Annotated in this window: 13 protein-coding genes; 4 read left to right on the top strand and 9 right to left on the bottom strand. The window is 56.1% G+C overall.

The genetic code is table 11. The annotated features are described in order from the left end of the window. Positions 1-3 precede the first annotated feature (3 nt). The 6 genes from AC1UKS_RS08615 to AC1UKS_RS08640 are packed head-to-tail and all read right to left on the bottom strand — an operon-like array spanning position 4 to position 5,442. Positions 4-831: an ABC transporter ATP-binding protein gene (locus tag AC1UKS_RS08615; protein WP_013202732.1), complete on the bottom strand. Its 828-nt coding sequence runs from the start codon at positions 829-831 to the stop codon at positions 4-6. Beyond that, complete coding sequence (locus AC1UKS_RS08620; RefSeq protein WP_482436905.1) at positions 828-1,811, bottom strand: ABC transporter substrate-binding protein; 984 nt, start codon at positions 1,809-1,811, stop codon at positions 828-830. Before AC1UKS_RS08620 ends, AC1UKS_RS08615 begins: the two co-directional genes overlap by 4 nt. Before the next feature lie 13 nt (positions 1,812-1,824). After that, positions 1,825-2,706 carry a creatininase family protein gene (locus tag AC1UKS_RS08625; protein ID WP_265910830.1) on the bottom strand — a complete coding sequence of 294 codons (882 nt, stop codon included), beginning with the start codon at positions 2,704-2,706 and terminating at the stop codon, positions 1,825-1,827. A gap of 21 nt (positions 2,707-2,727) precedes the next feature. After that, the gene (locus tag AC1UKS_RS08630) at positions 2,728-3,198 is read right to left on the bottom strand and encodes a RidA family protein (RefSeq protein ID WP_346597645.1); all 471 of its coding nucleotides are present in this window, start codon (positions 3,196-3,198) and stop codon (positions 2,728-2,730) included. A gap of 1 nt (position 3,199) precedes the next feature. Continuing rightward, positions 3,200-4,477: an amidohydrolase family protein gene (locus AC1UKS_RS08635; RefSeq protein ID WP_482436477.1), complete on the bottom strand. Its 1,278-nt coding sequence runs from the start codon at positions 4,475-4,477 to the stop codon at positions 3,200-3,202. After that, positions 4,474-5,442 carry a PDR/VanB family oxidoreductase gene (locus tag AC1UKS_RS08640; RefSeq protein ID WP_482436480.1) on the bottom strand — a complete coding sequence of 323 codons (969 nt, stop codon included), beginning with the start codon at positions 5,440-5,442 and terminating at the stop codon, positions 4,474-4,476. Before AC1UKS_RS08640 ends, AC1UKS_RS08635 begins: the two co-directional genes overlap by 4 nt. 146 nt (positions 5,443-5,588) lie before the next feature. Between AC1UKS_RS08640 and AC1UKS_RS08645 the strand changes: the two genes are divergently transcribed. The 4 genes from AC1UKS_RS08645 (at position 5,589) to AC1UKS_RS08660 (ending at position 10,197) form a co-directional block, all read left to right on the top strand. Then, on the top strand, positions 5,589-6,509 hold the full coding sequence (locus AC1UKS_RS08645) for a LysR family transcriptional regulator (RefSeq protein WP_013202726.1): 921 nt from the start codon (positions 5,589-5,591) through the stop codon (positions 6,507-6,509). Between the two features lie 302 nt (positions 6,510-6,811). Continuing rightward, complete coding sequence (locus tag AC1UKS_RS08650) at positions 6,812-7,750, top strand: ABC transporter substrate-binding protein (RefSeq protein WP_482436906.1); 939 nt, start codon at positions 6,812-6,814, stop codon at positions 7,748-7,750. An 11-nt stretch (positions 7,751-7,761) separates the two neighbouring features. Further along, positions 7,762-9,189 (top strand): amidohydrolase family protein, encoded by a 1,428-nt coding sequence (locus tag AC1UKS_RS08655; protein WP_265910826.1) that lies wholly within the window; start codon positions 7,762-7,764, stop codon positions 9,187-9,189. 27 nt (positions 9,190-9,216) lie between these two features. After that, positions 9,217-10,197 (top strand): isopenicillin N synthase family dioxygenase, encoded by a 981-nt coding sequence (locus tag AC1UKS_RS08660; protein WP_265910825.1) that lies wholly within the window; start codon positions 9,217-9,219, stop codon positions 10,195-10,197. A 137-nt stretch (positions 10,198-10,334) separates the two neighbouring features. Here AC1UKS_RS08660 and AC1UKS_RS08665 read toward each other — a convergent pair whose 3' ends face one another. From AC1UKS_RS08665 to yajD, 3 genes are all read right to left on the bottom strand, one after another. Further along, the gene (locus AC1UKS_RS08665) at positions 10,335-11,363 is read right to left on the bottom strand and encodes a methionine synthase (RefSeq protein WP_134824410.1); all 1,029 of its coding nucleotides are present in this window, start codon (positions 11,361-11,363) and stop codon (positions 10,335-10,337) included. Between the two features lie 29 nt (positions 11,364-11,392). Beyond that, complete coding sequence (locus tag AC1UKS_RS08670; RefSeq protein ID WP_105759934.1) at positions 11,393-12,370, bottom strand: DUF1852 domain-containing protein; 978 nt, start codon at positions 12,368-12,370, stop codon at positions 11,393-11,395. Positions 12,371-12,665: 295 nt separating this feature from the next. Next, the gene (yajD, locus tag AC1UKS_RS08675; protein WP_013202720.1) at positions 12,666-13,013 is read right to left on the bottom strand and encodes an HNH nuclease YajD; all 348 of its coding nucleotides are present in this window, start codon (positions 13,011-13,013) and stop codon (positions 12,666-12,668) included. Between the last annotated feature and the right edge of the window lie 222 nt (positions 13,014-13,235).

Below are 13,235 nucleotides of genomic sequence, written 5' to 3' on the forward strand. Positions count from 1 at the left end.
GGCTTACTCCTTTCCTGACTGGCTGGCTTGCAGAAGGCTGTCCTGCAGGCGTTTGGCATAAACCGAAAATGCCGGGCTGACGCGGAAGTCTTCACTGCGCGGGAAGGGTTCGGTAATCGCGATATCCTCCACCACACGGCCAGGCCGTGCCGCCATCATGATCACCCGCTGCGACAGAAACACCGCTTCGTGAATGGAGTGGGTGACGAACACCACCGTCAGACCCTGTTCGCGCCACAGACGCAGCAGATCGCTGTCCAGCTTATTGCGGGTGATTTCGTCGAGCGCGCCGAACGGTTCATCCATCAGCAGCAGCTTAGGCCGTGTGACCAGCCCGCGCGCAATCGACACGCGCATCTGCATGCCGCCGGACAGCTCACGCGGCAGGACTTTGGCAAACTTGCCCAGACCCACCAGCTCCAGCGCTTCACTGACGCGGGTGTTGGCTTCTGCGCGCGGCACGCCGGCCAGATCGAGCGGCAGTCGCACGTTGTTATGCACGTTGCACCACGGCATCAGCGTCGCTTCCTGGAAGACAAACGACAGCGGCTCCTGCGCCTTTTCACGGCTGTCACGCCGCCACAACATCAGCTTGCCGTCGGTTGGTTCAATCAGCCCGGCCACCATCTTCAGCAGCGTACTTTTGCCGCAGCCAGAGGGGCCAAGCAGGGTGATAAACTCACCCTGGTTGATGGTCAGATTGACCGGCAATAACGCGCGGGTGCCGTTGCTGTAGATCTTCTCCGCCGACAGCACCTCAATGGCGGGCTGCGGCGGCGCGCTGGGCGCGCGCACCTCACTCATCACGGTCAGTTTAGGGGCTGAATTCATGGCATAACCTTCGCGTCTTTAATCAGGTCGAGGGTATAGGTCTGTTCAAACGGCACTTTATCGGCGGCGATCAGTTTGTTTTTCACCAACATATCCCAGGTCTCTTTCAGACGCGATTCGGTAATGATGCCAATCCCACCGGTTTGCGCGTCGCCGCCGGTCACCAGTTCATATTTCTTCATCTGCGCGATGCCGAAGGCAATCTGATCGGCACCCATTCGCGGGTTGGCCTTGGTGATCAGCACGTTGCCGGCGGTCGGATCCTGCAGATACTCTTTCCAGCCTTCCATCGACGCCTTGATAAAGGCCGCGACCGCCGTTGGGTGATTTTTCACCGTGTCGGCCATACAGATAATCGAGTTGCCGTACGGCGGATAGCCCCAGTCGCTGAGCGGGTAGACGTAGAATGGCTTGCCGCCTTTTTGCACCGAAAACGGCTCGGAGGTGACGTAGCCCTGCTGGACTAAATTATTGTCTGCGAGGAAAGGCTGCACGCTGAAGGTGTAAGGACGGATCTTCGCGTTGGCCAGGCCCAGATTGCTCCTGGCCCATGGCCAGAACGAGGTATAGGCCTCGGTGGCCAGCAGGAAGGTTTTATCTTTTAATTCCTCGCCTTTGCTGACCTTGTCATGGCTGATAAACACCGTTGGCGAGTGCTGGAACACCGTCGCGACGGTCATCGCATGCACACCGGCCTGCCAGGTTTCCAGCGCCTGACCGTTGTCGCCCAGCGTACAGTCCGCCTGGCCGGCGGCCATCAGCTGCATCACGTTGACCTGCGGGCCGCCCATCTTGATGCTGACGTCCAGCCCGGCATTTTTGTACAGCCCTTTGGCCTGCGCCTGATAAAAACCGCCGTGTTCTGCCTGAGCGTACCAGTTGGTGAGGAAGGTGAATTTTTCTTCTGCCAGGGTGGAAAAAGAGGTTCCGGCCAGCATCAGGGCAATCAGGCTATAGGTGGGTTTGCGCATGTTATTCATCACGGGGAATCCTTTATTCAGAGGCAAAAGAAGACGAAGGTGGCGTAAAAGAGGTCTGCACAAAGCCATTCCAGTGGTGTTTGCCCCAGGTGGGTTCGCTGCGTGCTTTCCATTCCATTTGATGGATTTCGGTAATGGCCTGCGCCCAGCTGGCGGCCAGCGAGTCGAGGATCGCATGGCCCTGCTCAACGGTGGCCTGCGTTGGGTCGCCAATCACGCCGCTGGGACCGAAGTCATACGAGGCCCAGGCGGCGGCCGGACGGCTGCTGGACAGCGTCGGGCACGGAAATTCAGGAGGATAGTTCACCACCGCATGCTCCATATGGACGCATTCCGGGGCCAGCGCCAGCATCACCGCCGTTTCACTGTGACCGGCGTGCATCGCCATTTTTTGCTCCTGCGCGCTGAGAAACTGGTTCTCCACGTTCGGCACGCGGAACACGTCGTGCGGGATCATGATCATGTCGCCATGGCGCAGACGCATCTCGCGTGAGGCCATCTGCAATACCTGCGGCTGTCCGCCGTGACCGTTGATCATCAATAGCTTGCGGAAGCCGGCGCGATAGACCGATTCGGCAATTTCCAGAATGGTTTGCAGCAGCGTGTCGCCGGTTAAGGTCAGGGTGCCGGGGAAATTCAGGTGCTCGTCCGACTTGCCGTAGGTGACCGGTGGAATGGCGAACGCCGGGATCGCTTTTGGCAAACGGGCCAGCGCGTGGCCTGCCACGCCGGACGAGATCACGCTGTCCACGGAGCAGGGCAGATGCGGGCCATGTTGTTCAATGGCGCCGGTCGGCAATACGATCACGGTATTGGCTTTGTCCGGCAGGGCAGCAATCGCCGGCCAGCTGAGGAAAGGGAGGAAGCGGGCTGCGGGAATATAACCGTTAATCATACTGTGCCTCGTTATCCGACATTATTGCGTTAAGCGGGATTGGGGTAGCCACGCGGTGGCCTCAACTTCAATCAGTACCTCGGCACTTGGCAGCATCTCGCTGACCTGCACCACGGTGGAAACGGGCGGCTGACCGGGATAAAACAGTTTTCGCACCTGGCTGTAATACGGGAAGTGATCGAGGTTGCGGAAGTACTGCACCAGCTTGATCACGTCACTCATCTCGCCACCGGCCTCTTCAATGGTGCGGCGAATGCTTTCCAGCACGTACCAACTCTGTGCAAGAATCGGGCCTTGTTTGGCATCGGTAGAGAATTCGCCGGTTTCACCGAGCAACACGCGGGCGTCGGCCGGAATATCCTGAAAGCCGCGCACGATGGTGGCGCTCTGTGGATTGACCGGAATAATGCCGGACAGAAAGATAAAATCCCCCGCGCGACGCCAGGCGGCATATTTGGCGAGCGGCTTGCCCGCTCCGGCTTCAAGACTCATATCAGCACTCCGCATTCCACGTTCGTTGAAAGGTCAGCTTGCCGTGGTGGATCACCACGCGAGCCGCACTGTTTAATGGCCAGGTTGCGCTGTCGCAACCGGGGAAAAGCACCATGCTGGCGGGGCTGCCCACCGCCAGCGGTAAGTCGCTTGCCGTACCGGTCAGCGCAGCAGCAGAGCAGATCAGCTGTGACTGCAGGTCAAACACCCTGTCCAGCTGCAGGGCAAACAGCCCGCAGCTCAGGGTATCCAGCGGGTCATAGCTGCCCGCCGGGCAAAAGGCATCCTGCACGTTGTCGCACCCGAGCATCACCGCAATGCCGGCGGCCTGCGCCTCTTTCACCAGGGTGATCCCGCGCTGGCGCGGCGTCTGGCCGACTACGGCGTCCTGCAACAGCAGGTTGGTCATCGGCAGGGCGATCAGGGTGACGCGGTGTTTAGCTAATTCGCTGAGCACGGCTTTAGCCTGCTGTTCACTGCCGGACGCCAGCGCACAGCCGTGGCTGCAGCAGATATGCCCGCTAAAGGCGTTTTCGCTGAGGAAGTCAGCCAGCCAGAGCAGGCCGTTGGCGGTTTCGCTCAGCTCTTCGTCGATATGCAGATCCACATCCAGCCCCCAGCGGGTGGCGCTGTGCATCAGGTTGGCCATCGCGGCCGGATCCCAGTTGGAGGAGTGAACGAATCCGCCTAACAGGCAGTGTTCACCGCTTTGCGCCACCGCGCGGGCAATGCGGTCTGCGGCATCCGCATCGGCGAAAAAGCCGAGCGGGGCCAGCGCCACGCGTTGCAGCGTGACGCCAGGCTGGTGAAGGGTCGCCAGTTCATGCCAGGCAAGCGGTGGCGTCGGTTCAAACCAGTCGATATGGCTGCGTAACAGGCTGACGCCGTGGGACGCCGCCCAGGCCAGGCCCTGCGCCGCGCGCTGGTGGAGATCCTCCGCGGTCCAGTGCTGGCGATCCTGGTGCAGGGTTTCAATCGCCGCTAACAGACCCGGTCGGGCAGGACGACTGCGGCCAATGGTGAAGGTTTTATCCAGATGCGCGTGCGGCTCAATCAGGCCTGGCAAGGCCAGCGTGCCCTGAAGGTCCCACAAATCTGGCTGGTCTGGCTGAGTAGGGGTTAGCGAGGCGATCCTGCCGTCGGCGAAACGGATATCCGCCGCGACGGGTTCACCCTGCTGCTGCGGCCAGTCGGCGGGCAGCAGCCACGCCGGTAAACGGACGTTGGCAACGCCGGCCAGTGGCGAGCCGGGTTGAGCCGGGCGCGTCGTCAGCCTCACAGGTCGAGGACCAGAACAGGGGATTTGGCGCGGGAACAGCACACCGTTATCTGGCTGTTGTCGGCCTTTTCTTCATCGGTCAGCACACAATCCCGGTGATCCGGAATGCCGTCGATAACGTCGGTAATACAGGAGCCACAAATACCCTGTTCGCAGGAAAGCATAATATCGACTTTGGCACTGAGTAAGACTTCGGCAATGGTCTGCTCCGGGCTGACCAGATAACGTTGTCCGGTGGAACTCAGCTCAATATGAAATGCCGTATTGCCGCCTTGTCGCGCTAATTCCGGGTTGCTGAAACGCTCAAAATGTAACTGGTCGGGCTGCCAGTGATGCTGTTGCATAATGTCCTGCAGCCGCTGAATAAAGCCGTCCGGTCCGCAGGCCATCAGCCGGGTGTGCGGGTCGGATTGCGTCAGGGCGAACGGCGTATTGTGGCGCAGGGAATCGTTTGCGTCGCTGTAATGAAAAAACACCCGCTCCGCGAGAGGTTGCGCGCTCAGACGCGGCAGGAAGGCGGTTTGTTCGGCGTTCGAAACGTAGTAATGCAGCTCACATTCGCCGCCCTTACGCGCGATAGCTTCCGCCATCGCCAGCAACGGCGTAATGCCAATGCCGCCCGCCAACAGCAGATAATGCGGTGCGTCCGGTAACGGAAAATGATTGCGCGGTGCGGAAATCGTCAGGCTGTCGCCAGGCTTAAAATGGTGGTGAATATGCTGCGAACCGCCAGAGGACAGTTCGGCCAGCTTGACGCAGATTTCATAATATTCCACGTCACCGTCTTCACCACAAAGAGAATACTGGCGCGGGCCAATCTCAGGAATAAACAGGTCGATATGTGCGCCGGGTAACCAGCCTGGCAACGCATAATCCCGCTGGGCAATAAACTGCAATGACAGGTTTCCTGCGCCATTTTCAGTGATTGCTTTAATCGTGACAGGGATTATTTCGGCGTCTTTCATGTTCTTTTACCGTAGCGAGTCTGGACTCTGTTTGAGTGATGAAACGATTGTTCCCGTTGCAATGAAAGCTACGTTATTGCTATAACAGCGTTGCGTCGAGAGCTTTGATTCGCACGTCCCGTTGCATAAAAGAGAGCACCTCACTTATGTTCGCCTTCTCAAAGTTTCTGCTGTATTTCACCGAAGTGGCGCGTCTGGGATCCTTCCGTAAGGCGTCAGAAACCCTGCACGTTGCGGCATCGTCTATCGACCGGCAGATCCTGCGGGTGGAGAAAGAGCTGGCGATGCCGCTGTTTGAACGGCATCCCACCGGGCTGCGGCTGACGGCGGCGGGGGAGTTGCTGCTGCATGCCGCCAAAAACTGGAAGAAGGACTTTTCCCGCGTGCGTGAACAGCTCGATGACCTGCGCGGGCTCCGGCGCGGGCACGTGCGGATTGCCACCATCGATGCCATTAACCGGCACTTCTTCTCGTCGATGCTGAAGAAAGTGCATCAGGACTATCCCAATATCTCCTTTACGCTGACCACCATGAATAACATCGATATTCAGCAGGCGTTGATCTCAGGGGATGCCGACTTTGGCATTATGCTCAACCCACAAAGCTCGAAGGAGCTGATGGTGCAGGCGTTTGCCGAGATCAATCTGGGGATTGTGGTGCCCAAAGGGCATCCGCTGGAAGGCAGAAGCGGGGTGCGCTTTAATCAATGCCTTGAATATCCGTTTATTATTCCCTCAGCCCCGCTGATGCTTTACGGGCCGGTCGAGGCGCTGCTGAATAATAACGGCGGCATGGTGAAAGAAGTGGCGGTGTCCAATAACATCCATATGATCCGTTCGCTGATCAAAGAGAAGATCGGCATTGGCATCCTCTGCTGGCTGGACATCATGGATGAGGTGGACCGCGAAGAGCTGGCTTTTATTCCGCTGACCGATCCGCAGTTAAAATCCTTCACCTTATCGCTGTGTCTGGCGCCTTCACGACAGCTTTCGCTGGCGGCATCGATGATGTTGAAACAGCTTGAAGTGCTGTTCAGCCAGATTGATGCACCGGGCCGTGAGGAATAATCGCACCAGTTTAGTGCGTGATGCTCTCCTTTGAATCAAATGTTGCAACGCCGTTCCCCGATAAACCCTGTGGAATGGCGATCGGTGAAGTTGGCACCGTTTTTGTATAGCTAAACGTGAGTAGAAGCGGTCAGTGCAGCTCAATGCGCGGGACATTGCTCAGCAACCATTTCGCGGTTCATTTTGCGCCGGATTGGGAGGCTGAGCCGCGTCTGCTTGTCCTCTCTCCGGCAACGATAAGGAGAGGAGCAATGAAGTTACCATCCCGCATTTCCCTGTCTTACTGCGTGCTGAGCACGTTGATGTTTGGGGCGCTGTCATCCACCGCCAGCGCGGAAGAGAAAATCGCCTTACTGACCTCCTGGTACGCGCAGGCCGAGCAGGGCGGTTATTACCAGGCGCTGGCCACCGGCATCTATAAACGCTACGGCCTGGATGTCAGCATTCAGTCCGGCGGCCCGCAGATCAACGGTATGCAGTTACTGCTGTCGAAACGCGCGGACGTGATCATCGGTTACGATCTGCAGCTTCTGGAAGCGGTCCAGCGCGGTTTTAAGGCGAAGGCCATCGCCGCGCCTTTCCAGTATGATCCGCAGGGTTTGCTGACCCACGCCTCGGTGACCTCCCTTGACGGGCTGCAGGACAAAACCATTCTGGTCTCCAGCTCCGGGCAGTCAACCTGGTGGCCCTGGCTGAAAGCACGCTATCACCTGAAAGATTCTCAGGTCCGCCCTTACACCTTCAATATCCAACCCTTTGTCGCCGACGATAACGTCGCGCAGCAGGCTTACGTCAGTTCTGAAGTTTTTCAGGCGCAGAAAGCCGGGGTGAAATCCAACTTCTTCCTGTTCTCCGAGCATGGTTACCCGCCTTATGGCGGTATCTTAATTACCCGTCCGGATGAGATCGGCGGCCGCAAAGAGGCGATGGCGAAATTTGTGCAGGCCTCGATGGAAGGCTGGGTGAGTTACCTGAAAAACCCGGCGCCAGGCAATGCGCTGATCAAAAAAGACAACCCGAAAATGACCGACGACCTGTTGGCGTGGGCGGTTGAGCAAATCAGCCAGCATCATCTGATTGATGGTGGCGATGCGGCAACTAAAGGCTGGGGCACCATGACCGAGACACGCTGGCAGAAGACCCGTGATTTTATGGTCAATGCCAAACTGCTTAACGCCGACACCGACTGGAAGCAGGCCTATACCACCGAGTTTATTGACCACATGCAGGTTAAACCCTGAGGAGCGTTGCGATGCTGTCTGATTCACTGCTGATAAAAAACGCGCACGCCATTCTGACGGGATTACCCGGTGAAGCCGCGCGCCATAACGGGCCGGATATCCGCGTGCGTAATGGGATTATCGAGGCGATGGGCACGCTGGTGGCGGAACCCGACGAGCGGCAGATCGATGCCCGCGACTGCGTGATCTATCCGGCCTGGGTGAATACCCATCATCATCTGTTCCAGTCGTTACTTAAAGGCGAGCCGCAGGGGCTGAATAAAAGCCTGACCGGGTGGTTAAGCGCCACGCCTTACCGCTTTCGCGCCACCTTTGATGAACAGACTTTCCGTCTGGCGGTGCGCATTGGGCTGATTGAACTGCTGCGTTCCGGTTGTGCCACCGTTGCCGACCATAATTATCTCTACTGGCCGGATATGCCGTTCGATACCTCGGCGATCGTTTTCAGCGAAGGCGAAGCGTTGGGGATGCGCATTGTACTGTGCCGTGGCGGAGCAACGCAGGGACGGTCGATTGAGAAAGACTTACCTCAAGCGTTGCGACCGGAAAACTATGAGGCGTATATGGCGGATATGGAGCGTCTGGTGGGCCGTTATCACGACCCACGGCCGGAGTCCTTGCGCCGCGTGGTGATGGCACCGACCACGCTGCTGCATTCCGCGCCGGGATCGCAGCTGCGTGAAATGGCCAAACTGGCGCGCAGCCTGAATATTCGTCTGCACAGCCATCTGTCGGAGACGGTGGACTATCTGGATGTGGCACGCGATAAGTTTGCCATGACGCCGGTGCAGTTCTGCGCCGAGCATGACTGGCTGGGTGACGATGTGTGGTTTGCGCATCTGGTGAAGCTGCTGCCGGAAGAGATCGCCATGCTGGGGACTACCCGCACCGGGATTGCTCACTGTCCGCAGAGCAACGGGCGGTTGGGCAGCGGCATCGCCGATCTGCTGGCGCTGGAAAAAGCCGGCGTGCCGATTTCGCTGGGAGTGGACGGCGCGGCGTCAAATGAGGCGGCGGATATGCAGAGCGAAACCCACGCCGCCTGGCTGTTACAGCGCGCCCGTAAGGGGATGGCGGCCAAACCCCGTTATGACGGCGGCACCTTCGAGGGCGGCGGTGACGCGGCAACCATAGAAGACGTGGTGCGCTGGGGCACCGCCGGCGGAGCGCAGATCCTCGGTCTGCAAAAAAGCGGTTGCCTGCAGCCAGGCATGCTGGCGGACATCGCCATCTATCGGCTCGACGACCCGCGTTACTTCGGCCTGCACGATATGGCAATTGGTCCGGTTGCCTGTGGCGGCCGTGCCGCACTGAAAGCCTTAATGATTAACGGCCGCACCATCGTTGAAGACGATGTGGTGCCCGGTCTCGATCTTGATGCGCTGCGCCAGCAGGCGATGTCTGCGGTGCGTACTCTGCAACAGCGCGTTGCGGGCTAACCTCATTCCCTGAAGAAGGAAAACAACATGTCACAGTCCCAAGGTTACGGTTTGCAGGAACTTGAAAAAGAGGCGCTGATGGGCGCCATGGGCGAAGAGACCTTTACTCGCGAAGTGCGCTGCATTGACCTGTCGAACTTCGAACAACGCAAAAGCGAGATCGCCGACCAGCTCTGGCAGGCTGCGGTTGAAATTGGCTTCTTCCAGGTCAGCAATCACGGCATCGCGCTGGATGATATCCGTCATGCCTTCAGCACCACCGAGTCGTTCTTCGCGCTGCCGGATGCGGTAAAAGCGCAGTATCCGCTGGCGAGAAACGCCGGTTGGGAAAATAAGTCCCAGGTGCGTCCTTCGACCAAAACCCCCGATCAGAAAGAGTCCTATCAGATTACCCGTCCGCTGATGGATGGCCTGTGGCCGGGCGAGAACGAACTGCCGGCGTTTAAACAGACTATGCTGACATTTGAGTCGCAGTGCTGGGCGCTGGGAATGAAGCTGCTGTCCTGCTTTGCACTGAAGCTGGGCTTCCCGGAGCACTTTTTCGCGCAGGCGCACAATCCTGATGAGAAAACCTATCAGAGCACGCTGCGTATGCTGCATTACTATGCCACCGAGCAGTCCGAGCAGGGGATGTGGCGTGCCGGTGCGCATACCGACTTTGATTGCCTGACGCTGTTGTTCCAGCGCCCTGGTCAGGGTGGCTTACAGGTCTGTCCGGGCAAGGACCATGAAAGTCAGCAGTGGACCAGCATCGAACCGCGGGAAGAGGTGATCACCTGCAATATCGGCGACATGCTGATGCGCTGGAGCGACGATCGGTTGCCGTCGAATTTCCATCGGGTCAGAAGTCCGCTGCCGGGTGAATATCAGGGGCCGCGCTACAGCCTGGCGTTTTTCTGTCAGGCCAATAAAGAGGTCGAAATTCTTGGGCCGCAGAAGAAATATCCGCCGATCACCGCCGCAGACTATCTGCAACAGCGTATCCAGGCGAACTTCGCTAAAGGATAGAGGGGAAGGGCGACGCGCTCAGTGATTCTGAAAAGACAAAAGCCCGCTTATAAACATAAGCGGGCTTTTTTAAAGGGGCACGTCTTCGCGATGAGGGCTGGCCCTGATTTATCCTCGCGTCCTCCCCATCGATAAGACTATCGGGTCAGCTCACCGCGAACGATAGCAGCACCGGCACTTAACGCGCTCAGCTTGCCACGGGCAACGTCACGAGACAGCGGCGTCATGCCGCAGTTGGTCGAAGGATACAGCTTGTCAGCATCAACAAACTGCAGGGCTTTGCGCAGGGTATCAGCCACTTCTTCTGGCGTCTCAATGGCATTGGTAGCCACATCAATCGCCCCAACCATCACCTTTTTACCGCGGATCAGTTCAATCAGATCCATCGGCACGCGGGAGTTCTGGCATTCCAGTGAGACGATATCAATGCTGGATTTTTGCAGTTTCGGGAAGATTTCTTCATATTGACGCCATTCGGTACCCAGCGTCTTCTTCCAGTCGGTATTGGCTTTGATGCCATAGCCGTAGCAAATATGCACTGCCGTTTCGCACTTCAGGCCTTCAACCGCTCTTTCTAACGCGGCAATACCCCAGTCATTCACTTCATCGAAGAACACATTAAAGGCAGGCTCATCAAACTGGATAATGTCGACACCGGCAGCCTCTAAATCTTTCGCTTCCTGATTCAGGATTTTAGCGAATTCCCAGGCCAGCTTTTCGCGGCTTTTATAGTGGCTGTCATACAGCGTGTCGATCATCGTCATCGGGCCAGGCAGGGCCCATTTGATTGGTTTGTCGGTCAGCTTGCGCAGGAATTTGGCATCTTCAACAAACACTGGCTTCTGACGCTCTACCGCGCCGACCACGGTCGGTACGCTTGCATCGTAGCGATTACGAATCTTAACGATCTCACGCTTCTCAAAATCAACGCCGTTAAGGTGCTCAATAAAGGTGGTGACAAAGTGCTGGCGGGTCTGTTCACCATCACTGACGATATCGATACCGGCCTGACGTTGATCTTCCAGGCACAGGCGCAGCGCATCGTGTTTGCCATCAATCAGTTCCTGATCCTGCAATTTCCACGGTGACCATAATGTTTCAGGTTGCGCCAGCCAGGAAGGTTTTGGCAGGCTGCCCGCCGTGGACGTAGGTAATAAAATTTTCATAACAGGTGACCTTATATTTTTATGGTTAATCAAAGAACGGGATTAGCTGAGAGCTGTTCAAGGATCGCCCGATAGGGTTTGATAAAGCGCTCTTCAGTAAACTTTCCTTGTTCAATCGCTAACTGGCTGCGTTCTTCTCGATCATAAACAATCTTCGTTAATGCATAATCTTTGTGACTCAGGGTCGGCTGATATTTCTTACCCGCCGCAGAATTCGCATTGTAAATCTCAGGACGATAAATCCGTTGGAAGGTCTCCATCGTGCTGATGGTGCTGATTAACTCAAGATCGGTGTAATCGTTCAGCAAATCACCGGAGAAATAAAACGCCAGCGGCGCAACGCCGTTTGGCGGCATAAAGTAGCGTGCCTGCAGGCCCATTTTATTGAAGTAGTGATCGGTCATGGACAGTTCATCCTGCAGGTATTCGACACCTAACACCGGATGCTGATTTTCAGTACGGTGATAGGTGTTTTTGCTGGATACGCTCAAACAGATCACCGGCGCTTTATTGAAATGCGCTTTGTAGGCCGCAGAGTTAACGAAATATTTGAACAGGTTGCCATGTAAATCACCGAAATTATCCGGCGTGGTGAAGGCGGTTTTGTTCTTGTTATGCTCTAACAGCACCACGCTAAAATCATAATCACGTACATAAGAGGAGAAGTTATTACCGACAATCCCTTCGATGCGCTGATGGGTCTTTTTATCAACGATGTGGGTTTTCAATATTTCAATCACCGGGAAGGTATTTCCCTTGCCTTCGACATCCATCTCAACGGAAATAATTTCCAGCTCGACGGAATAACGATCGCCATTGGCATTATCCTGCAGCGCCAGCGAGTTGAAACGATCGTCGATCATTTTCAAGGTGTTGCGCAGGTTATCCTGGCGTTTTTCACCACGTGCCAGATTGGCAAAATTGGTGGTAATACGCGTATTTTTTGAAGGATTATAATTTTCATCAAAAGAAAGACTTTTAATGGTAAAGGCGAATTCGTTATTCATTTTGATGGCTATCCTAATCTCAGATGTGACACTGAATGCGTTTATTTTAAGCAGTTCCAGAATTTACTTTCTGGTTTCTTATTCAGCTGTTGTCAAATTGTCTTGGGCGAAAAGCAGTGTCTAATTTATGCCATAGTCACTGAGTGAGGAAAAGTGATATAAATTCACCGAACATGAAGTAATTTCATGATCTGGATCAATTTTTGAGGGGATTTCACCAGTAAGGCCGCTTAACAGGGGGAACCCGGGCTGGAGGTTAAGGCCAGCCTGGTGTCTGAAGCGGACAGGTTAACGCCTACTTCTTCTTGTTGAGCATCGACTTTAAATCGGCAAACGGATTGTAGGTCGCGGCATCCACGTCATTCTGCGCATCTTCTCCCGCCACCACCGAGGTGCCGTACTGGTCAGCTTCAGTGTACTTCGAATGCTCGTGATCATGGCAATACAGACACAACAGCTCCCAGTTACTGCCGTCTTCCGGGTTATTGGTATGGTCATGATCGATATGGTGAACCGTAAGTTCACGCAGGTTGGAGTAAACAAACTCACGCGAGCAGCGTCCACACACCCACGGATAGATCTTCAGGGCTTTCTCGCGGTAGCCGCTTTCCAGACGGGTGTAGTTTTTGGGGATCAGAGCCATGCCGATGTTACCTGTTAACAAGAAATCAATTCACGATAGTGCTGCCAATATATCCCAAAGCCCGGGTCATTCCTATCTCGCCTGAAGCCAATACTCTTCCACCCGTTGCTCACCTGATGCAGCGCCCGTCCAACCCCCGTTCATCGCACAACGTCGGTGCCATTCTCCTTAATATTGGACCTGTTTTCCAGGATAGTTCCTGGAATCAGCGGCTGGCGTTTC

The sequence above is a fragment of the Erwinia sp. AK-PDG3-5 genome (assembly GCF_056821705.1).